At 43.5% G+C, this 21,753-nt stretch carries 23 protein-coding genes and 1 pseudogene; 3 read left to right on the top strand and 21 right to left on the bottom strand.

The genetic code is table 11. The features are described 5' to 3' along the window. Window positions 1–79 precede the first annotated feature (79 nt). The 19 genes from BLS16_RS17860 to BLS16_RS17765 all read right to left on the bottom strand — a co-directional run bounded on the left by BLS16_RS17860 (window position 80) and on the right by BLS16_RS17765 (window position 17,898). Window positions 80–352, bottom strand: a complete 273-nt coding sequence (locus tag BLS16_RS17860) for a DUF5412 family protein (RefSeq protein WP_242876350.1) — start codon at window positions 350–352, stop codon at window positions 80–82. A gap of 29 nt (window positions 353–381) precedes the next feature. Then, window positions 382–1,371, bottom strand: a complete 990-nt coding sequence (locus BLS16_RS17855) for an ATP-binding protein (protein WP_092335016.1) — start codon at window positions 1,369–1,371, stop codon at window positions 382–384. A 472-nt stretch (window positions 1,372–1,843) separates the two neighbouring features. After that, window positions 1,844–2,791, bottom strand: coding sequence for a glycine betaine ABC transporter substrate-binding protein (locus BLS16_RS17850; protein WP_242876349.1), 948 nt, complete (start codon window positions 2,789–2,791; stop codon window positions 1,844–1,846). Window positions 2,792–3,024: 233 nt separating this feature from the next. Continuing rightward, window positions 3,025–3,669 carry an ABC transporter permease gene (locus BLS16_RS17845; RefSeq protein WP_014904793.1) on the bottom strand — a complete coding sequence of 215 codons (645 nt, stop codon included), beginning with the start codon at window positions 3,667–3,669 and terminating at the stop codon, window positions 3,025–3,027. Next, window positions 3,670–4,785: an ABC transporter ATP-binding protein gene (locus tag BLS16_RS17840; RefSeq protein WP_092335014.1), complete on the bottom strand. Its 1,116-nt coding sequence runs from the start codon at window positions 4,783–4,785 to the stop codon at window positions 3,670–3,672. It abuts the gene before it with no gap. A gap of 61 nt (window positions 4,786–4,846) precedes the next feature. Then, window positions 4,847–5,503 (bottom strand): ABC transporter permease, encoded by a 657-nt coding sequence (locus BLS16_RS17835; RefSeq protein WP_092335013.1) that lies wholly within the window; start codon window positions 5,501–5,503, stop codon window positions 4,847–4,849. A gap of 468 nt (window positions 5,504–5,971) precedes the next feature. Beyond that, on the bottom strand, window positions 5,972–7,384 hold the full coding sequence (locus tag BLS16_RS17830) for a sigma-54 interaction domain-containing protein (RefSeq protein ID WP_092335012.1): 1,413 nt from the start codon (window positions 7,382–7,384) through the stop codon (window positions 5,972–5,974). A 324-nt stretch (window positions 7,385–7,708) separates the two neighbouring features. Then, on the bottom strand, window positions 7,709–8,587 hold the full coding sequence (locus BLS16_RS17825; protein ID WP_092335011.1) for an FAD binding domain-containing protein: 879 nt from the start codon (window positions 8,585–8,587) through the stop codon (window positions 7,709–7,711). A gap of 409 nt (window positions 8,588–8,996) precedes the next feature. Continuing rightward, window positions 8,997–9,494, bottom strand: coding sequence for a hypothetical protein (locus BLS16_RS17815; RefSeq protein ID WP_092335009.1), 498 nt, complete (start codon window positions 9,492–9,494; stop codon window positions 8,997–8,999). 47 nt (window positions 9,495–9,541) lie between these two features. Then, a complete protein-coding gene (locus tag BLS16_RS17810; RefSeq protein ID WP_143015549.1) occupies window positions 9,542–10,219 on the bottom strand; it encodes an amidase domain-containing protein in 678 nt (225 codons plus the stop codon). Window positions 10,220–10,688: 469 nt separating this feature from the next. After that, a complete protein-coding gene (gene yhbY / locus BLS16_RS17805; protein WP_092335008.1) occupies window positions 10,689–10,982 on the bottom strand; it encodes a ribosome assembly RNA-binding protein YhbY in 294 nt (97 codons plus the stop codon). A 22-nt stretch (window positions 10,983–11,004) separates the two neighbouring features. Then, window positions 11,005–12,204, bottom strand: coding sequence for an ABC transporter permease (locus BLS16_RS17800; RefSeq protein WP_092335007.1), 1,200 nt, complete (start codon window positions 12,202–12,204; stop codon window positions 11,005–11,007). Further along, a complete protein-coding gene (locus tag BLS16_RS17795; protein WP_092335006.1) occupies window positions 12,201–13,421 on the bottom strand; it encodes an efflux RND transporter periplasmic adaptor subunit in 1,221 nt (406 codons plus the stop codon). The genes BLS16_RS17800 and BLS16_RS17795 overlap by 4 nt, the downstream gene beginning before the upstream one ends. 293 nt (window positions 13,422–13,714) lie before the next feature. Beyond that, window positions 13,715–14,983 carry a GTPase ObgE gene (gene obgE / locus BLS16_RS17790; protein ID WP_092335005.1) on the bottom strand — a complete coding sequence of 423 codons (1,269 nt, stop codon included), beginning with the start codon at window positions 14,981–14,983 and terminating at the stop codon, window positions 13,715–13,717. 201 nt (window positions 14,984–15,184) lie between these two features. After that, window positions 15,185–15,688: a Spo0B domain-containing protein gene (locus BLS16_RS17785; RefSeq protein ID WP_092335004.1), complete on the bottom strand. Its 504-nt coding sequence runs from the start codon at window positions 15,686–15,688 to the stop codon at window positions 15,185–15,187. A gap of 213 nt (window positions 15,689–15,901) precedes the next feature. Further along, window positions 15,902–16,210: a 50S ribosomal protein L27 gene (gene rpmA, locus BLS16_RS17780; protein ID WP_092335003.1), complete on the bottom strand. Its 309-nt coding sequence runs from the start codon at window positions 16,208–16,210 to the stop codon at window positions 15,902–15,904. After that, window positions 16,204–16,530, bottom strand: coding sequence for a ribosomal-processing cysteine protease Prp (locus BLS16_RS17775; RefSeq protein WP_092335002.1), 327 nt, complete (start codon window positions 16,528–16,530; stop codon window positions 16,204–16,206). Before BLS16_RS17775 ends, rpmA begins: the two co-directional genes overlap by 7 nt. A 25-nt stretch (window positions 16,531–16,555) precedes the next feature. Next, window positions 16,556–16,867: a 50S ribosomal protein L21 gene (gene rplU, locus BLS16_RS17770; RefSeq protein ID WP_092335001.1), complete on the bottom strand. Its 312-nt coding sequence runs from the start codon at window positions 16,865–16,867 to the stop codon at window positions 16,556–16,558. 638 nt (window positions 16,868–17,505) lie between these two features. Next, window positions 17,506–17,898, bottom strand: a complete 393-nt coding sequence (locus BLS16_RS17765) for a hypothetical protein (RefSeq protein WP_092335000.1) — start codon at window positions 17,896–17,898, stop codon at window positions 17,506–17,508. A 446-nt stretch (window positions 17,899–18,344) separates the two neighbouring features. Here BLS16_RS17765 and putP point away from each other — a divergent pair, with 446 nt between their 5' ends. Beyond that, window positions 18,345–19,811 carry a sodium/proline symporter PutP gene (putP, locus tag BLS16_RS17760; RefSeq protein WP_176786224.1) on the top strand — a complete coding sequence of 489 codons (1,467 nt, stop codon included), beginning with the start codon at window positions 18,345–18,347 and terminating at the stop codon, window positions 19,809–19,811. 98 nt (window positions 19,812–19,909) lie between these two features. On the opposite strand, the gene hepT is transcribed toward putP, so the two are convergent. Together hepT and mntA are read right to left on the bottom strand one after the other, a co-directional pair. Then, window positions 19,910–20,320, bottom strand: coding sequence for a type VII toxin-antitoxin system HepT family RNase toxin (gene hepT / locus BLS16_RS17755; protein WP_092334998.1), 411 nt, complete (start codon window positions 20,318–20,320; stop codon window positions 19,910–19,912). Continuing rightward, window positions 20,313–20,732 (bottom strand): type VII toxin-antitoxin system MntA family adenylyltransferase antitoxin, encoded by a 420-nt coding sequence (gene mntA / locus BLS16_RS17750; protein WP_092334997.1) that lies wholly within the window; start codon window positions 20,730–20,732, stop codon window positions 20,313–20,315. Before mntA ends, hepT begins: the two co-directional genes overlap by 8 nt. A 540-nt stretch (window positions 20,733–21,272) precedes the next feature. Here mntA and BLS16_RS24415 point away from each other — a divergent pair. Together BLS16_RS24415 and BLS16_RS24410 are read left to right on the top strand one after the other, a co-directional pair. Further along, a pseudogene (locus tag BLS16_RS24415) lies at window positions 21,273–21,539 on the top strand (ammonium transporter); the annotation flags it as partial. A gap of 16 nt (window positions 21,540–21,555) precedes the next feature. Continuing rightward, window positions 21,556–21,750, top strand: a complete 195-nt coding sequence (locus BLS16_RS24410; protein WP_345788542.1) for a hypothetical protein — start codon at window positions 21,556–21,558, stop codon at window positions 21,748–21,750. Window positions 21,751–21,753 lie beyond the last annotated feature (3 nt).

Genomic DNA, 21,753 nt, shown 5'->3' with positions numbered 1-21,753 from the left:
CCTTATTAAGATTATCTCAGTTAATTCTTGCCATGAAAAGATGTCCGAAAATTTTCATGCCTCCCTGTGAACGGAAGGTTCATGAATGTTTATATTGTAAGTAGATAATTTTAGATTTCTTACTCACTTTATTAAAGGATAACTCTGCAATTACAGAATATGAAGTAGTGGCCCCGGCATCAGAAGTGTAGGCCTTAACGGTATAGGTTTTATCCGGAGAGGTTTCTTCCGCAATCAGAGTCCCTTTGGGAAGACGATCCATGTCATAAAACAACCAATATACACCATAACCCAATATACTTGTAAATAGAATCAGAAATAGAAATGAAATCAAAAGAATTTTGCGATTCATTTCAACTCCTCCTTAAGTGGTTGATCAGATTAACCGATCGCAATTATCTGGGTCATGGAAATAGCCTTAGTAGGGCAGGCCTCTTTACAAATCCCGCATCCCCAACAATTGTTCAGATCAAGCTCAACCTTTCTCCGACTTTTTCCCTTCACCACTGTTCCTGCCTCTCCTATATAGAAAGCCCTAAAATTGCAGCGCTTAGCACAAGCCCCACAATGCGAACACTTAGCCTCATCACGCTGAACCATGAATTGACTGATGGGAAAAACACCCTTCGTTCCTTTTTCCTGAGCCAAACGCAAGGGATAACAACAGCAGGAACAACAATTGCAGATATAAGTCGGCCCCTTGGTTCGCCAGTCACTGTTTACTTGATGCATTAACCCCTTTTTATGAGCTGCCCGCACCAACTCTCCGGCCTCTTCTTTGGAAAGGGAACGACCAAAGGTTCGGTCGGTTATGGAATCGTCAAAGCTCAAACAAGTTTCCGTAGGCTTAATACAGTGACTTGCTAACTTGCGGCAATTACAGGGAACTAAACGAATATCCTTTACAGATTCCAAAACTTTATCCAAGTCTTCAATCATCAGGAAGGTCTCTGGGGCCCTATCCACAGCTTCCCCCTCAAGAAGGGAACCCAGATAAGCATCCATCCGCTCACGATAAACTCGATAACACCATTTGTCTAAAGTTCGTCTCAGATCTTTATCGATTAAATGATAGTTTTCATCAAACTTACAGATATAATCCAAGAGTTCATAGAAATCCGCCCCACAATAAATGTAATCTCCATCCACCTCTTCCCTATGAACAAGGTGTTTATTATAACAGGCGTCTAATAAGTCCTGTACATCTTCAAAATTACTGTTCATCCTTAAAACAATTTTCGAGACAGAACACTTTTCACCATTCAGCCGAGCCACCAGAATCATCTCCCGTTCAGAGAGAAAAAGAGACAAATGGGGAACTACAAATTCCGGCACAGCAAAGAGTCTAACAAACTTATCAATCTCAGACATCTAAAAAATCCGCCCTTCACGTTGTCAAAATAGCTTTATAAAGCCACTTTACACCCCTGAAATACACTTGGGCATAAAGTGGCCATTTAATTAATCTCTACCCAGCCTCTCGGTGCAGCACCGAATTAAGGTACTCTCACTCGTACTCTTATTCACTTACCAACTTAAAACCAGAGGAAGTGACCTAGCATAGTGAGCACTTTAGTGGAATCGCGTCAATGAGCGCAGTCGATAAGGCGTGAAGAAACTCAATGGTTTACTTGCAGAAGGCCCAGAGGTTTTGAGTTTTAGCCTTAGCGGCAAGCGAATAGCGATGAATCACGTAAGTCTCCATTGGCGATAGTGTCCGGTGGACACTATCGCCGAAGGCGCAGATCCATAGACGAAAACTTTCGCGCCGTAGGATGTGCGAACGGGCTAAGACACTTTCTCTCCCCAGACTGAACTTACCTTAACTTCGCTTCAAACCACTTTACTTCAACAACCCTTTACTCTTTAAGAACGTGGAAGATACTTCTTCAATAGACTTCTTCTCAACATCGGCTTGCATGTTCAATTCAGTAATTGTCTTAGTGTCCAGCAAAGCGCTTAATTTCTTGAGATCGGCAGCCAAAGTTGGGTACTTATCAACAATGGCTTGACGTACAACAGGGGCAGCATTGTAAACAGGGAAGGCACTTTTATCATCTTCCAACATTACAAGCTTATCTGTAATAATTCTAGGCTCGGTGGTAAAGGCCAGAGCTAAATCACCTTTTTGAGCTTTAAGAGTATCATAGTTCAAGCCCATAGCAACGTTAACGAAATCCCCTTTAGGCATTTTGAAATCATAAACTTTCTCAAAAGAAGGCAGACCATCCGCTCTTCCTTCCCACTCCGGGAAACCAACAAATTTCAAGCTTTCGCCCTTTTTCACTTGGGTGACATAGTCAGAAACAGTTTTAAGCTTATATTTTTCGGCAATCTCCGGACGGACTACGATTCCATAAGTATCATTGAGGGGTGCATATTCCAGCCAAGCAATGCCGTTCTTAGCATCCCATTCCTTAATCAATTTATAGCTTTCAGCAGCATCAAACACAGGCTCATGTTCCATTAAATTCATAACACCGGTACCGGTGTATTCCCAGTAAAGGTCGATTTGGCCTGAGGTTAAAGCAGGTCTGATTACAGCCAATTCACCTAAGCCCATTTTGTTTTCAACCGGGTAGCCCAATCCTTCCAGATACTGAAGACTCATAGTCCCCAAAAGTGCTGCTTCAGTAAAAGTCTTAGACGAAATCTTAATGGTCGGCCCCTCTTTTTTTGTGTTTTCCGGAGTAGATCCTGTGGCAGGTGCCTTTGCACCACAGCCGAATACCCCTCCTAAAGCTAATGTAAGGGACAAAGCTGCAACGAGAAATAAAGATCGTTTCTTCATGTACATACCCCTTCCTTTAATAGATTGTTCTAATTATACATCTTTTCACAATATTACCATAGGTTTTTTTGTCGTACCCCCTCCTTTTTATGCCCTTTTAGGGAACCGTCCTTAATTCCCTCAAGCGCCATTGCATGAAGATGCTAAACAACCCCCAAAAGCTCCAACATCATATCCAACACCCGTCAAACTAGTCCAAAAAAATTTCTGGCTCGGAGACGGAGAGGAATTGCCTACTCAACCCTCATCCCGGGAGGTGTGATCCGATACTCCAAGTAATTAATCATCCTATCCAAAAAGATAGCCATCAAAGCCCCCAGCCCCGCTCCAACCAGTAAGTATTCCGGTCGGAAGAGAGAAAGGCCGCCCATAATAAGATTACCCAGACCTCCCGCACCAATCAGAGAAGCTAAGGTACCTATACTAACCACATAAACAGTCGCCGTCCGGATCCCACTTAAAATAATCGGGATAGCCAGTGGCAGCTCTACTTCCCACAGAATTCTTCGCTGAGACATTCCCATCCCGCTGGCGGCTTCCTTCACATCTGAGCTAACCCCTAATAAACCGGCAATGGTATTCCTGACGATGGGCAAAAGACTCTGAAATAAAAGGGCCACAATAGCAGGCTTCATGCCCAAACCCAGGATCGGCAGAGCCAAGGCAATAACCGCAATCCCGGGAACGGCTTGTAATAGGTTAAGTATATTAAGGGTAACAAGTCCAAACTTCTTATATTTCGGACGACTAAGAAAGACTCCGAGGGGTACGGAAATCAGGATTGCAATGGTTATAGTGATAACAACAATCATGGAATGCTCTAACAGAGCCTCGGGAGCCTTCTCAAAGAGAGCAAACCTGAAATTCTCCCAACGCATTTACTCACCCTCTTTCCTGTACACATGCTTCCTAATTCCTTGGAAAGAGAGCACTCCACAAAGTTCCTCACCCTTTAGAACTCCCAGATAATCAGCATCATATTCCAGCAGCAGGGAAAGTGCATCCGGGAAGGGAGTGGTGGTTTGAACAAAGGCGTTTGACCTGCGCCGGGCTCGTTTCCGCAATCCTTCAATATCCATCCCAAACTCTGCGACATCACCCGCCGAGATTTGACCACTAGCTTTGCCCGTCTCATTGACGAGGAAAGCCACCTCCGCCCCCGCATCCTTCATCTTCTGAGCAACATTCTGCAATTCATCTTCCCTAAGCAAACATTTTATGGGCTGCATTGCATCCTCAGCCAGATATAAATTCAACTTTTTGACAACCCGATCCCGCCCAATGAAGTCCTCAACAAACTCATTAATGGGATTAGTCAAGATCTCTTCCGGAGTTCCAAACTGTACTAATTGCCCCGCATTGAAAATAGCGATCCTATCCCCCATTTTGATGGCTTCATTAATGTCATGAGTCACAAAAACAATCGTCTTCTTAATCTCTTTCTGGAGTCGCAGCAACTCATCCTGCAAATGGGTTCGGGCAATGGGATCAACTGCTCCGAAAGGTTCGTCCATAAGCATAATGGGCGGATCGACAGCCATCGCCCTGGCAACCCCTACTCTCTGCATTTGCCCGCCACTAAGTTGAGACGGATACTTGCCCCTGGTCTTTTCCAAGTCAAGCCCCATCATTACAATCAGTTCATCAACCCGTTGCTTGATTTTCTCCTTCGGCCATTTATAGAGCCGCGGTACAATAGCGATATTTTCAGCGATTGTCCGGTGAGGCAAAAGCCCTATTTGTTGAATAACATAGCCAATACCCATCCGCAGTTGATCCGGATTCGTACTGGTAACATCCTGTCCATTGATTTTCACAACCCCGGAAGTCGGCTCAATCATCCGGTTAATCATGCGCAAAATCGTACTCTTGCCACAGCCGGAGGGGCCAACTAAAACACAAATTTCTCCTTTCGGAATTGACAAATATAGTTTATCCACTGCTGGCATTGCTTGACCTGGGTACTGCTTCGTAATCTGCTCTAATTCAATCATCAGAATCCTCCTCTGTAAAACTCTACCCCGTCCTGAATTAGACCTACCATCCTGATGAGGGTTAGCGACTCACTCGTAATCCTTTGGGAACAATCCTTTTCTCAATCATTCCAAGAATAGTATCTAAACCAATGGCAATTATTGAAATAATCAGGGCACCGGTGACCATCATCGGTGTATTTGAACGAACAAGGCCTTCCTGGATGAATCGCCCTAAATTCCGCTCCCCAATATAGGTGGCAATTGCAGCAATACCGGTAGTCATGACCACAGTTATCCGGAAACCGGCAAAGATAATCGGCATACCTAAAGGTACAAGAATTTCTACGAGAATTCGCTTGGTACTCATTCCCATTCCTCTAGCTGCTTCAATCACATTGCGATCAACATTTTTCACCCCATCATAGACACTGCGAATCAGCGGCATCATAGCATAGAGAACTAAGGCCAGTAACGCAGACTTTCGGCCCAGGCCAAACATTGGGATTGTGACCAAAATCGCAAACATCGATAAACTGGGAATACAAAATATCGTATTAGCTAACGCTAAAACTCGCGCTGCCCACTTATCACTTTTGGTTAACAAGAGACCGACAGGCACCCAAATCAGCAAAGAAATCCCCACAGCTAGCAACACCAAGGTAAAATGATTTTCGGAGTATTCCATAATTGTCTTAGAATTCTTCACCAGAAAATTCACAAAATCCGTTAAGGTCATTCACCATCACCTCACTTTCTTTCATTAAAATACAGGAGAAATTAAGACATTCACTAAGATCCTTTAGGAATCTCTAGACTAAAATAATCTTTAAGTATCGTCCTAAAAAACAGCTCCAAAAAGTTATGTACTAAGAAATTTGAATTCGGTATGTAATCTAACTAATCTCTAATGCAAGAATCGTTCCTGATTTCTGATAATTAAATGTATACTTTCCTTTTTTCACCTGGGAGACTTCAAAATTCTACTGCGTGCGGGCCTTCTTTATCCATTCTGAAGTTTCGATACTCAGCTTTAGTTTGAACCAGTTCACTCTGCTTTAAAGTAATAGTCTATGTAGTATCCGTGACGTAACCAAAGGCCACGTCACACTTGGAATCAATGCCTAGCGCATAAATTATTTGCGAAACATCCGTCCCATTACCACTGAGAGCCCTCTAAAGGCAAGTGCCAACATTCCTTGCCCGCCTAAATATTTTGCGCATTAAGTTTTCTAATCCGGTATTGAAGATTTTGACGGGCAATTCCTATAGACTCCGCAGCCCTGGTAATATTTCCGTCATGGCTTTTCAAGGCTTCTCGAATCACTTGCTTTTCTACTTCCCTCAGTACATGGGCCAAAGTATTAGATCCTTTTTTGTAATATTCAGGGAAGGTTCCATCCTGACTAACAAATTTTGCTCTCAGATAGTGGGGCAAGTGATCGACGGTAATAACCTTTCGGCCATCTAACATATTCATGGCGCTTTCAATAATATGTTCTAATTCCCGAACGTTCCCGGGCCACTGGTAACGAAGAAAAATATCCTTTAAGACGGCATCAATCTGAACTTCACCAAAGCCGTAGATCTTTTGATAACGATTGAGAAAGGAATGAATCAGGGCCTCTACGTCTTCTTTTCTATCTTTTAAGGGCGGGATAAAGAGGGTCATCACGGCTAAACGATAGAAAAGATCTTTACGCAAACTGCCATTGTTCACTGATTCCCAGGGATCCACATTCGTAGAACTAATCACCCGACAGCGGACCGGAATTTCCATAGTCCCACCGACTCGTCTGACCATTCTTTCCTGGACAACCCGAAGAATCTTAGCTTGTAAATTAATACTCATACAATTCAGTTCATCCAGAAACAAAGTGCCATTTCCAGCTTGCTGAAACAATCCTTTTGATTCTACTGCACCGGTAAAAGCCCCTTTGGTTGTGCCAAAAAGAATACTCTCTAAAAGGGTTTCCGGAATTGCCGCACAATTAATTGCTACAAAAGGCTCGTGCTTGCGAGGACTGTAATTGTGTATGGCTTGAACCAATAGCTCTTTGCCGGTTCCCGTCTCACCAAACACTAAAATAAATCCATCAGCCAAGGCAGCCTTTTTAGCCGAGGCAATTAGATCCTTCATCACAGAACTGGCGTAAACAATGGAATCAAAGGTATAGCGAGTTCCATTATTACCCCGGGGTTCTTGACCTTCAAATCCAATCTGGTCATGCAATTGCATAGTCTTAGTTAAGAGTTCTTTAAACTTACTGATATCCTTACACACGGAATAGACCGCTATAACCTGATCATCTTCCAGCACAGGAAAGGTACTGGCCACAATAGTGACCTCTTTCCCCTTATTCGTAAAATAGGTTTTATGCTTCTCAAGAACCGGCTCCTTAGTCAAAACCACACTTAGGTGTTCACTGCTTTCCACAGTAACAGCATCATAGACTTCATTCAAATACCTTCCGACAACTTGCTCGGACAACAACTCTTCTAACTTTGCCATTTCAGAATTGTAAAAGATTATCTGTCCATCAGGGTCGGTAACAATAACCCCTTCGTCAATTGAATTAAAAAGCTGCCTAAAAACTTCATCCATAACAACACCAGGCATTACTTACCTCCTAGTTATTATCACCCTTATTGTCGTTAATTCTCCAACCAACGACAATATCCTCTTTTCATTAAGCCATTATTCAGTATTCATGAGCTGTTGGGAGGCCTAAGAGGTGGGAGTCTTCTCGCCCCAGGATGATCAAGTGATCCAGGGATGTAGCAGCCGTTATCTCATCCTCACCGCTAAAGTTGTTCTGTGTAGTTTGCGGTTCGGCGAAAGCAACCTGCGCCGTTATGCTTTTCTTTGGTGCAGGCGGCTTGGGCGAAACCCTCACCCGGGTTTCGTCACTGGATGCTTTCGTACTTGTAGAAGATGGGAGTCTTACGACTGGTAGTCATCGGATAAATCCGCAAGAAGGTCGTAAACTAAGCCCCTAATGGCCTGGCGTTTATATTCCTGCGAAGCCCGGTCGGGAATGGCCTGATCCACTACACCTGTTAAGTAGTCAGCAATCTCTTCCGCATTCAGCCCATCCACCCTTCGGCCTTGCAACTCTTTCTCCAACTCTTCTAACCGAAAGGGGGTTGGCCCTAAAGCCCCCACACCCCATCGTGAATTGAGAATTCTTTGCTCCTCAACATCATATTCCAGCAGAGCGGCCATATTTAAACGGGCTACGGACACAGCAGTTCGACTGCCGATTTTCCCAAAGGCACTCTTAACTCTAGTCCGGCCTGGGGTTTGAACTATCGGAAAATCAATCTCCAGAATCAGCTCCTTCTCTTGAAGGCCCTGAACCCCTCCTGACTGCAACTGAGCAAAAGGAATTCTCCGCGAACCCTTGGGCCCGGCTATACTAATCCAAGCCTCCAAAGCCAGTAAGGCCGGCAAACTATCCGCCGCCGCTGCGGCATTAGCAATATTCCCCCCAATAGTAGCCCGATTGCGAATTTGAGCAGACCCCACCTGAGAGGCGGCCTGACTTAGACATCTCGCCCTACTCCTAATCAGATCACTCTCACTGATTTGAGCAAAGGTCGTTCCACTGCCAATCTTAATCCTGCCCCCAACTTCCTTAATGAAATTGAGCTCTGATATTAAAGAAAGATCCATAATATGAGCAGGTTTAAGCTGACCGGTCTGCAGCTTAATCACCAGATCAGTGCCGCCGTTTAAAAAAACAACGTTCTCATTAATTCCGGAAATCTTCTCAAGACTCTCGGCAACTGTTGTCGGACAAACAACCTCACATCTCGCCATCTAAAAACTCCTCTCCAGAAAAACGCCAAGAGACGGTTCTTTGCTTTATTTCGTCGGATATACCGCTGCATGTCTTAATTTTATTCGATGGATATACAATTATCCCCTCTTTTATAGCAAGAAAGTTTTAACGGACAGCATGGTGGCTACGCTTAAAAAACCTTCTAGGTAGACATGGGGTCTTCTTCTGTATGGCTCTGAGGCGGAGCCCTTTTAGCTGTCTTTGGCTCGGGTAATCGACATTACTAACCTTTAAATGAAAAACGCCAGCAAACTCCCCCTGATTAGAGGAGATGCTGGCGTGGTTTTTTTGCCTTGCCAAGTTATCCTTATTAAATTCATTAAATATCTTTTCCCAGAAAAAATCCATACATCCTAAGATCTAATGGGGAGCACACCAACCATTAGGCTATTTTGCTTTGATATCGACAATTTTTTTGTCAGCGTCTTGTGGACTGATCGTACCACTCATTAAATCTTCTTTAAGTTGTTTTAGTTGTATAAGCTTCTCAGAGTTAACTTTACTTCTATTTGAATCTCGTTTGGCCAAAACCTCCACACTTTCTCCAATCACAATTATCCCGAGCTCAACATCTTTGAGAATCTCTTCTTTACTTCGCACTGTAGAACCTTCTACAGCTTCAATTTCTTTCTTAAGCTTTTGCGCTGCTATACCTTTTTCCTTGAGTTTATCTCCTGCTGAAGCACTTTCCAAGATTTCTTTTTCCGTTAAGGGAAGGTCGCTTTTCAAAAGTTTCTCATGCTCAGCATCAAAATCCGCTTCTAATTGCTTTACTAACGCTTTTCTCTCTGCAACCGGATAATTTCCGGCATACACAAAAACACTGCTACTTAAGCATAAAACCGCAACAAGTGAACTAAGTAAAAAAACACCAGTTCTTTTCATTATCATCGCCGCCTCCAATTATACATATAATTTTTAAAACAATCATATTAGGTAGACGCCAGTTTCATCCTCTCGGTGTAAACAGTTACATTTGAACCATATCCATCTAAAACCCAATCTAAATACTGAGAAAGCTTTTGACCACTATAATATCTAGCTTCTTCAGTACCGTGCTGCGCTACATATAAATCAGTTGAATCATAGTCATGAACTACTTGGGAATGAGTAATTGCACCTGTATATTGAATTATATCACCTTCGTATAAATCTTTAAAAATAGCATGGTAAGTATCAGGATCCATCGCATCAGTTAGCGTATAGATTTTAAAACTATATGCTTTATTTTTACCGCTGCCATTGTAATTTGCCCAATACTGCATAAACTGTGTTACACCAGTCCAAGAATATGACCGTGAAGGGGGAACACTACCATAGTAATACCAGTAACCATATCCAGGGGTAGAGGTTCCATTCATACTCATTCCGCCGGCCCAAAGTACTTGTGAAACAAAGTTAGTACAATCGCCGCCACTTGACATAAAATCTGCATACTCATCGTCATTTGGTGATTCTGCATGTCTTTCAGCATAGACTTTGGCGTCCCATCTGTCATAATTTGAATTCGTAGTAGCGGGATTTGTAAATGGTCCAGCTAATGCCACCGTTGAAAAGAACATAGTGAAAATAAATGTTAGTGATAATATGACTTTCCTTTGTTTGATCATTACTCCTACCTCCTTAAATTATTGAACACTAACCAACAACCGGATTTCTAAGAATATTATTCCCATCCGTCACCCCTTTGCTAAATACTATCCGGTTACTATATAGAGCATTTGAAGGCAGTAAAAGGTTACATGATTTGTAAATTTTTAATAAAATTTTTTTGTAATACACTGCTCTTATCTAGCCACTCAGCAAAATATGCTTTTTCGAGCTAAGTCTCAGTAACATCCGGAACAGCGGTGCGGTTCTCTGGAAGAACGTAATATTCAATCATTAGCTAGTTATTAATAATGACCATGTCTTACTTTCAGCATATTGGATAAATTTAAAAAGGCTGCCCTTAAGGCAGCCCCCAATTTTAACCAATCCTATAAATACACCTTAATTCATACATTCCAAGCCATAAGAACGAGACGATTGCGAATACGATTACCCTTACCTAAAGCCTCAGCGTCAGCCAAGTCTGCCTTACTTAGGCAACTCAATCATCGGCTTATCCTTGGAAGGTCTATATAACAAGAAATTGCGCCCAATGACTTGCACCAATTCCGAGCCGGTCTGTTCGGCAAGTACTGCAGCAACAGATTTGGGCTCCTCCAGGCAATTTTGCAACACTCGTCCCTTGATTAACTCGCGAGACTCAATAGTCTCATTAGTTTGGGTAACAACCGCTTCCGTAATTCCGCTCTTTCCTACCTGAAGAATAGGCACCATTTCATTGCCCATAGCTCTTAAAAAACGTTTTTGCTTTCCTTTTAACATTTAAAAATCTTCCCCCTATTTGTTACTCATATCTTAAGGCCGCCATCGGCTCTAGTTTAGCTGCTTTGAAGGCCGGATAAAATCCAAAAAACAATCCTACTCCAATGGAGAAAGACACTGCAAAGATAATCGCCCAGCCGGACAGCAGCGGCGGCCAGTTTAAAAGGTAGGAAGCGATCAAGGCACTCCCAACCCCCAAGGCAATACCCATGATTCCCCCGATTAGAGATAAAACAATGGCTTCTAACAAAAATTGCAGTAAAATATCTTTTTCTTTGGCTCCTACGGCTTTGCGCAATCCGATTTCTCGGGTACGCTCAGTCACAGAAACCAACATAATGTTCATAATCCCAATTCCTCCGACCAAGAGGGATATACCGGCAACTAAACCGATAAAACTCGTTAAAATCCGCATAATTGTATTGGCTGACTGAACCAGCTGCTGCATATTAAAGGCCTCGTACTGATTGGTCGTTCCATGGCGTACATTTAAGATACGCTTAGCACTTTCAATGGTACTGGTCAAATCCGCTTCCCGGTAAGTAGAACCTTCCAGTTGGTCAACTCGCTGAGACTCGAAGACCTCCGACCAAGTCCCCCAAGGGATATAGGCATAGGCATTCTGCGGGCCGACATTAAACTGGGCAAAGGAAGAGGTATCCTTAGCCAGAACTCCAATCACTCGACAAGGAACATTATGAACAATAACCTGTTGCCCTAAAGGATTTCCTGCACCAAACAAATTCTCAGCTAAGGTCTGATCAATCACCGCAACCCGCCGGTCAGCAGAAAACTCTTCTGCGGAGAAAAAACGTCCTCGGGCAATGTCCCGGTTGCGCAAATCCGCAAACTCGGGAGTCGTCCCCACGACCATAGCGGAAGAACGCTTTTGATTCACTTCTAAAGCCGCATATTCAATACTTGCCGGCAGCAATACTTTAACTTGGGGCAGAGCCCGTCTCAAGCTTTCTCCATCCTGGAGAGTTAAGGTGCTCCCCGCATTCTGTCCGCTGTTACCCACGGATTTACCGTACAGCACAAAGAGGTTAACTCCGCTTTTCTCCATTTCCTGCATGATGGCGGCTTTGCCTCCCATACCTATGGTAACAACAGCAATCACAGCGGCAATCCCAATAATAATCCCCAGCATGGTAAGTCCCGATCTCAGCTTATTGGTTCGCAGACTAAACAGAGCTCCCCGCAGTCCTTCTAAAAGACTCATACCCCTCCACTTCCCACTTCAGGGCTAACCTGGATTCCTTCCGCCAAATCATTGGAGGGATTTAAGACCACCTGGTCTCCATCCTTTAAGCCGGAGGTAACCTCCTGGTGAGTGTCATTCCCTATCCCTATTTTAACTTCGGCTTTTTCCAGGCGTCCGGCTTGAATTCGGTAAACATAATTCTTGTTTCCTTCTTGAAAAAGGGCTTCTTGAGGAACGGCCAAAACCCCTTCCTTAGTTGCCACCACAATTTCAATACTAACAGTAAAGCCGGGCTTCAGTTCAACCGGCGCATTTTCCAAGCGAATTTTTACGCCCACAGTAGGAGATGAGTTGCCCTGAACACTTAAGGCAGAGACGGCGGTGGGGGCAATCTCCCCAATTGTTCCTTGAACAGAGGAATCCTTCAACATTTTACTGGAGATCTTCACTTTCCCGCCAACCTGAACCTTCCCAGCATCAACTTCGTTCAATTGAGCTTCGACATTCAGCTGTTTCAGATCAGCCACTACAACTAAGGGAAGCTGTACAGAAGAGATATTGCCCTCTTGAGCATTCACCTCGATAACCGTGCCGACCATACTTGCTTTAAAAATCAGCTGACCCTGCTGCACCCGAGCAACCTTCAACATTTCTTCAGCCTGCTTTAACGCCGCCTTACTCTGGGCTAAGGCTCCCTCCGCCTGCCTGATAATAGCAGGACTCACAATATTCTGCTGAGAGCTGCTGCTTTGTTGACCTCCGAATTGGGGCAGTAGAGAGCTTAAACCACCTGCCTGGCCAGAACCGTTCTCAGAATCACTGCCCGAGAGAGCAGCCGAACTCCCACTGGTTTGTGCCTTCTTTAACTCCTCTAAATTAGCCTGAGCAGAATTAACAACAGTTTGAGCCGCCTCTACATTCACCTGGGCCTGAGCTACCTGAGCATCCGCCAGGGTAGTGTCTAAGGCTACGAGAGTCTGACCAGCCTGAACAGTCTCCCCCACCTTCACCGCAACTTTGGCAACTCGCCCGGGAGCCAATACACGCACCTCTTGGCTTGACACCGGAACCACACTCCCCGTCGCAAAGACGTCTTCCTGCATGGAGATCGGAGTAACCACCCCGACTCTAACCTTCAGCGGGCCCTGAGACTTCCCCCAAAACCACCATCCACCTAAGGCTAACGCAAGAACTAAAAGCATTGTTCCTATTATCCACCAAAGACGTTTCGTCACCTTGTCCCCCCCAAACCCGCGAAAAGATTTAGCTCCGTATTACCTTAAAAAAAATACCTCAAATTATTCTTAAATAATAGACCCGAAAGACAGGGCGGCTTCGATCCACAGTAGTGAACCCATTGCATGGAGAGGCGGTAAAGCCCACAAAGCTTTCGTGGGAAGCGGAGCCACAGGTTCACATCAGGTATTACCCAAAGGTTTGGCGAAGCTCCCGCGAAAGCGAGTGGTCGAGCCTCGGAATGCTGGGTGATCGGATGTGGACGAAGCCGCCCTGCCCCGAGCGACCCTATCTATACCCAGTCAAAGGAGACCCCGGCGATCTCCACCTTATCTCCTTCATTAATCCCTGCCGCCACCAAGGCGGCATCAATCCCCATAGCCTTTAAGATATTTTGGAAGCGATAAACACTATCCTCTTGATCAAAGAAAGTCATCTTAACATGTTTTTCAATTTCGTCACCTTCAACAATAAAGAGGTTGTTTTCTTTGCGAATTTCGAATCGTTTATCAGATTTAACCTTCGTAACCCTGTGTTCATCCGGCAAACTGACAATTGTCGGTGCCGAGATATCCGGCAGAACCTTAGCAATATGATAAATTAAGTTCTGTAAACCTTCTCCGGTAGCGGCGGATACTGGGAAAATCTCGTAACTTTCCTTAAGTTCCCCCTTCAACCGTTCCAAATTCTCTTCAGCACCGGGAATATCTATTTTGTTAGCCACAACAATCACGGGCCTCTCAGCCAGTGCCGGACTATAAAGTTTCAGCTCATCCTGAATAATACGCAAATCCTCCAAGGGATCCCTTTCTTCCGAACCGGATATGTCTAAGACATGCAAGATCAACCGGGTCCGCTCAGTATGACGTAAAAACTCATGACCTAAGCCCGCCCCCGTGTGAGCACCCTCAATAAGTCCGGGAATATCAGCCATGACAAAGCTTTCCCCATCCTCAACATCCACAACCCCTAAGTTAGGCACCAAGGTGGTAAAATGATAATCCGCAATCTTAGGCTTGGCGGCAGACACTTTGGAAATAATCGTGGATTTGCCCACATTGGGGAAACCGACCAACCCCACGTCGGCCAATAATTTCAATTCTAAACGGAGCCAATGTTCTTCCCCGGGTTCGCCATTTTCCGAAAGAGTCGGTGCTTTGTTAGTATTGCTCATAAACCGAGCATTACCTCTGCCTCCTCGTCCGCCGGCTGCCACAACTACTCGTTGTCCATGCTCGGTGATATCGGCAATAACTTCCCCTGTTCCGTCGTCCAAGATCACAGTCCCCACAGGAATGCGCAAAACTGTACTCTCACCGCTCCGACCACTCATATTTTTAGCCATCCCGTTATCTCCGCGATCCGCCTTATAATGACGTTTATAACGGAAGTCAACCAGAGTTCTTAAGCCTTCATCCCCGACAAAGACCACATTCCCCCCGCGACCGCCGTCTCCGCCGCTGGGACCGCCTTCCGGGACATATTTTTCGCGGCGGAAAGCAACTATACCAGCACCGCCATCTCCGCCTTTAACATAAATTTTCGCACGATCGTAAAACATAGACTAATTCTCCTTAATTCGTATATCATTAAACCTTGGGCTTAGAATTAAACCCATAGTTTAGTTTCTTCTTATAGTTTCTTCTTATAGTTTAGTTTTATAGGTTAGTTTCTTTTTCAGTTTCATTTCCGCTTAGTCAGTAGATATTTCTACAGGATAGATTGCCTACTCCAAATAGTTGTATCCCAGATGTACTTTACTTTAACTTAAGGTAATCAACTTGTCACAGAGAATGGTCTCCTCATCAGATAGTATAAACTGACAAGTTAACCCTCTCGGTTCATCAAACAGATATATTTCAGCAGTCAAGCCTTTTACCTCGCTAGACTGAATGACCTCGGCCACGCATTCAGTAGTGTCCCCGTATAACCCTCCTGCATATTCTTCCCGCCAATGATCTTTCCAAAAGTCTTTTTCTTTCATCTCACTGGGAAAATCAATGGTAGTATCAACTTTAGCCTGTTCAAGACGAATTATAAAACCTAAAAGAATCGCTCCTAAGGAAGGTTCGGGAATTTGCGCTATTTTCTGCTCTTCCGGCGATATGGGAACAGACTGTTGCATGTAGGTAAGGGCTTCCGAGGGCCGATTAAGCTGTAGATTGCCCATAATCACTTGCCAGTGATTCAGGAAGTCATGCCTCTGGAGGCGATACCAATATAACATTTCTGACAAAAGAACTTGTTCTACCTCAGACATAGTCATCGTTTTCCTCTCTTATCTCACATTTAATGTTCTCTAACCCACAACCAAGAAAAATATGTAATAAAAAAAGCAGAGCTCGATCTAATCTAACCGTACATACAACGATACTATAATGTCACAATGTTCTCAATATACTGGATCGCCAAGGCTATTTATTCTAAACTATACACGAAAAACCCCTGGGGATTTCCCAGGGGTAACGTTTGAGACAGCTTATTGGGCGACAGCCACCGGCATTTTCGAGCGCTCGGCATAAACGCTTACTTGTTTGTGAGTACGATCTTTATGTTCGAATTTAACATAACCATCGATTAAAGCAAACAAGGTGTCATCTTTACCCAGACCACAGTTTTTAGCGGGATGAAACTTCGTTCCACGTTGACGTACGATAATCGTACCAGCTTTAACGAATTGTCCGTCACCACGTTTTAAACCCAGACGTTGAGCATTACTATCCCGACCATTTCGCGAACTACCTACCCCTTTTTTATGGGCAAATAATTGCAGGTTCATTTTTAGCATGGAGTCCACCTCCTTCGATCAATTAATATATACTTTTCACTATAATCAGCTTGTATTTGTTCAATACCTAACACCATCGTCTGCAAAATCAGCTGTGCCTTCTCTAAATCCTGCTCAGCCTCTCCTATAAGCTGACAAGAGATATATCCATCCCTCGTCTCGACTTTAGGAGCAACCGTCAAGAAACGTTCCAGCCCATTGACAGCCGCAATACTCAGTGCAGAAACCCCTGCACAAACAATATCTCGACCTTCTTCTGCATACCCGGCATGTCCGGACAACTCGAATTCTCGAATCTGCCCTTGGTCGTCTTCCCACACTACTAGGCGAACACCGTCTTGGCCCTTACGCTTGGAGTGCCTCGACGAGAACTTTCGTGTAGGGTTGACGATGCCCTTGTTTGCGTCGATAGTTTTTCTTGGATTTGTATTTGAAGACAATAATCTTCTCCCCTTTACCGTGCTCCACAACCTTCAGCACTGCTGTAGCACCTGCTACAACTGGGGTTCCAACACTCACCGAACCGTCTTTTTCTACGAGGAGAACCTGATCAATCGTTACGGCATCTCCAACATTAGCATCCAATTTTTCAACGTAAATAACGTCGCCTTCTTGAACACGGAACTGCTTACCACCTGTTTCAATAACTGCGTACATTTTTGTTACACCTCCCGTTACCCTAGACTCGCCGTTGCAGGTCGATTTCAGAAAAGAAACCCGTTAATACCTGATTAGAGCGGTTGCGGTGAGAAGTCACCACATTTAAATATTTTAGCATTTAAGCATGAGAGTTGTCAACTACTTAATAGTTTAGGATCTGATTACCTCCACCTCGGGCTTATCTATCCCATAATTATTAGAACATTGTTACATCAATGTAACAATAGAACGAACTAGGGTAACAGTAGTAATATAAATTCTGTATATATGCACTCTTCTGACGAAAATATAGGTATTTAAACGGTAAATTATCCCTTTAAAAGGGTCTCGGCCTCTATCTATTTAAAGGAATAAGATTATTTCTGCAGAATACTATAATACCATAAATTGTAAGGAGTGGTGTGGTATGCCTTGGAAACAATATAAATCTTCTTCGTTCCATTTGCCGACACGTCAAGAACTTATAATTATTGCAGCTTCTAGCGCAATCTGTATCATCATAATTGCCGTTTTTGTTCTAACAACCTAACCAAATAGGATTTCCCTTAGCTTACCCTATAAGGCAATATATTTTTAGCTTATTCAACTTTCTTTCTGCTAATAATATATTTTACAATCAATACATTATCTTACTACTATAAGCGCCTTTTCAGCTTCTTTAGCCCATACACCCCAACAACGATTACCAAATAAATCCCAAAGGCCACCAGAAAGCCCCATAAACCTTCTACGATATCTTGAAATTCCATATTACCACGCCCAGTCACCTTTTGCCCAATCTCGATGGCAAAAACAAGAACCACCAATACCGTAAAGGTATAGATGAAAGAAATCGCCGTTAGACTATACTTGACAAGATACTTGAAAAGCTTATGTACAACGAGAAACAGCAGAATTCCAATAATTCCTATCACCAGAAAATGCAGCTGCTTATCGTTAACTTTTAAACCTATAAACTTTGTCAGCGAGATTAACGTGTCGTGGAAATAGTTCATGATGCTGGTAATAAATTTCAAAGCACTACCCATTATTATTGATCCCCCAAGATTAAAATAACTATTAGAAATAGCTTACTTAAAACAATATATGCTGATAAATGGTTTCACAGCTCCTTAAAGGAGCTTATTTTTATGCCCTTAACCCTATCTCACGCATAAGCCTGCTGCTTGGCAGCTCGCATCACTATCTATTATACCATCTTTTGGATAATTCTAAGTCCCCTAGTTCTACTACTTCGCGGACACTGTCTTCGCACGAATTAGCTGGTCTTGCACGGATGTGGACGAAGCCACCTGCCCCGAGGGACCTATTTTCATCCTCAAATTGTGCTTCGGCAGCGGCATGAAAGGGCTACTCTCTAATCATTTTCGTAAGCAGCGAGCATAATACTTCAGATGTCTTTTTCCGCCTATCACTTATATGGTACAATAGCCTGGCCCAAAGCAAAATCTAATCAGCATAATTAAGGGGGAGAATCAGCTTGGAATCATTAATCGCTATTATTATTTACATGCTAGGAATGTTAGGGATTGGTTACTACTCCTACAGAAAAACCACAGATCTATCGGATTACATGCTGGGAGGACGAAATCTTGGCCCAGCGGTAACGGCTTTAAGCGCCGGGGCCTCGGATATGAGCGGTTGGCTGATGTTAGGCCTGCCCGGCGCAATGTTTGCCCAAGGAATCAGCGCCTCCTGGATCGTCATTGGTCTCACCCTGGGAGCCTATCTGAATTGGCTTTATGTTGCTCCTCGTCTGCGCACCTATACTGAACTAGCCAATAATTCTATCACAATCCCGGCTTTTATCGGTAATCGATTTGAAGACAATTCCAGAATCCTCAGACTGGTGTCAGGCTTTGTCATTATTGTCTTTTTTACCTTTTATGTATCTTCCGGCCTTGTATCCGGGGCAGTTCTATTTCAAAACTCTTTTAACGTTGATTACCATGCCGGACTATGGGTTGTCGGAGGAGTTGTTGTAGCTTATACCCTATTCGGCGGCTTCTTAGCTGTCAGTATCACTGACTTTGTCCAAGGCCTTATTATGGTCACCACCCTGGTCATGGTTCCGCTGATTACAATTCAAGCGTCCGGAGGATTCCAGACATCCATCAATACCATTCATAGCCTTAATCCAGCCTACCTGGACTTCTTCAAAGGTACAACAGTCCTGGGCATAATCTCCCTCTTCGGATGGGGGTTAGGCTATTTCGGCCAGCCCCATATCATTATCCGCTTCATGGCTATCTCTTCCATCAAGGAACTGGTCAAGGCGCGCCGTATTGGGATGATTTGGATGATCTTCTCAGTTGTTGGCGCCATGTTTACCGGACTAATAGGAATCGCTTATTTTGCTAACCAGGGCATTACTCTGGCAGATCCTGAAACTGTTTTTCTGGAACTAGGTAAGTTACTTTTCCATCCAATCATCACAGGATTCCTGCTCTCTGCCATCTTAGCAGCCATCATGAGCACAATCTCTTCTCAACTCCTGGTTACCTCAAGTTCCTTAACAGAAGATTTATATGGCCTGTTTAGACGTAATGCCTCGGATAAAGAATTGGTCTTAGTGGGTCGTCTTTGCGTCTTGATGGTTGCTGTTGTCGCCATTCTGATAGCCTATCAGCGTAATGAAACAATTCTAAATTTAGTCGGTTATGCCTGGGCAGGCTTCGGTGCATCCTTTGGGCCGGTCATCATCTTAAGCCTATATTGGAAACGAATGAACAAATGGGGCGCTTTAGCCGGCATGATCGCCGGTTCCGGCACAGTCATTCTTTGGACCCGCTTCCCCTTCCTAAAAAACGCCCTCTATGAATTAGTACCGGGATTTTTTGCTTGTCTAATTGCCATTGTTCTAGTCAGTTTGCTGACGGGAAAACCCTCTGCAAAGATGGAAGCCGAGTTCGAGCTTTGTAAGCAGAATACGGATTTATAATAAAGCAAAAGCGGCTGATTTCACTTTCGCCAGTGAAATCAGACCGCTTATTAATTGAAATATGCCCCCATACATAGAGTATAATTATTTACCCAATCCTAAATAGAGCTTTGCAGCATTATCCTGCTAAACTTTCTCAAATCATTAAGATGTTTTTCAATAACCTGTCGTACTATTAATAGATTTAGTGCTTGGTAGTTGTGGACTGCAATATTTCGGAATCCAACCATAGATTTCAAAGATCGAGTCAGGGATTCGTCTATATAATTCTCTCGTAGGAGAATATCAAATACTTCGCGGCTACTCTGCGGAATACCCCATTTATTCTCTGCGACAATATGCATCGCCAAGTCAATAGCCGCTTCGCACCCTCTTTGAATGTTTAGAATAATCGAATCCTGTTTGGTATAGCTTTCCAAACTGATAGGATTATCGTTATATTCCTCATGAATCCGTTGAATGCAACGTTCAATTATTGAGCACTTATTTAAAATTACATCATCACCCATAGATTGTTCCTCTCTCTTTTATTTGTTTTAAGATTATTGTTCGCTCTTCATTTAATAAAGCATATTCTTTATAAGTACGTACATAGTAATATTTCCTGCGAGTTTCATCTTCACAAAATAGGACTTTTCCATACCCAATAATTTGAACCTGAAAAACCGTACTAGCTGAATACAAATTGACACAATCCACCGGTTTTCCAATTAACTCAGACAATTCTTGAGCAATACAAAATGATTGGTAATCGTCCACCCCTTGATCCGTCAAAAATGCAAGATCAATATCACTTTCTTCACGAGCTCTGCCCTTGGCATAGGAACCGAAAAGAATAATTAGCCACGGATTAATTAACCTGTTTAAGGTATCAAGAATAACTTCTGACTGTCTGGAAGTAAGTACAATTGGGTCAATCATGATAACAAGTCCTTTCAGTAAAAGCTTCTCAAAATTTTAATCAAGTTATATTTTTTCTTTCCTATTTAAGCATTATACCATTTATTGGGTGACAAATCATAGTATTCACTGTAGATATTCAGATTGGGGGCTTGAGTGAACTCGTTCAACTAAGTTGAACATCGAGTCTTCTGTGGGGGACTCTACCCCCACAGAAGCAGAGCCGGGGGTACCACTCCCACTTGTAGAAGTGGGAGTCTCACCATTAGATCAAAGTCGCCCTTCTCCAATTGTCTGAAATAGTACAATTAAGAATACAAGATTCACACCCAAAACCTATTTCCCATTCACTCCAGAAGTGCTACTATAGAGTCAAATCAAAGATTGCTTTTAAAACGCATTGAGGTCAAAGACGCCCTCAGGGAAACCTGAGGGTATTTATGTTTTTAAGGCTATGTTTTATGGTTAAGGATAGGCAATGGCGCCATGGGTTGAAGTACTGCAACCTTGGCGCCTTTTTGTTTACCATAAAAATTTGGGGATTTGAAAGGAGCAAGAACAATGAAAACAAGATTTAGGAAAAATGGAATTCTTCTTGGGATATTTACAGCATTGCTGCTGGCAATCCCCGGTATCGCCTTAGGAGCTGAACCCAGCGTTGAAAGCAACGCCGTGGCCATTGATACCATCTGGACTTTAATTGCCGGATTTCTCGTCTTCTTTATGCAAGCAGGATTTGCTATGGTTGAAGCAGGTTTTACTCGGGCTAAAAACGCCGGAAATATCATTATGAAGAACCTCATGGACTTTTCCAGCGGCTCATTAATTTAGGACGGCTTTACTAATCACCCAAATCATCGGTGTAGCCTCAGTTTTCGCTTGGACCGCCGTTACTTCTCTCATTCTCTTCGGCATTATCAAAGCAACCCTGGGCTTACGGGTTTCTGAAGAAGAAGAAATCCGAGGCCTGGATATCGGGGAACATGGCATGGAGGCTTACTCAGGCTTTGAAATGAAAGCACCCTCTATAAATATCTAATAA

Source organism: Desulfosporosinus hippei DSM 8344, assembly GCF_900100785.1.
Lineage (GTDB): Bacteria > Bacillota > Desulfitobacteriia > Desulfitobacteriales > Desulfitobacteriaceae > Desulfosporosinus > Desulfosporosinus hippei.
This window is presented reverse-complemented; position numbering and strand designations above follow the sequence as displayed.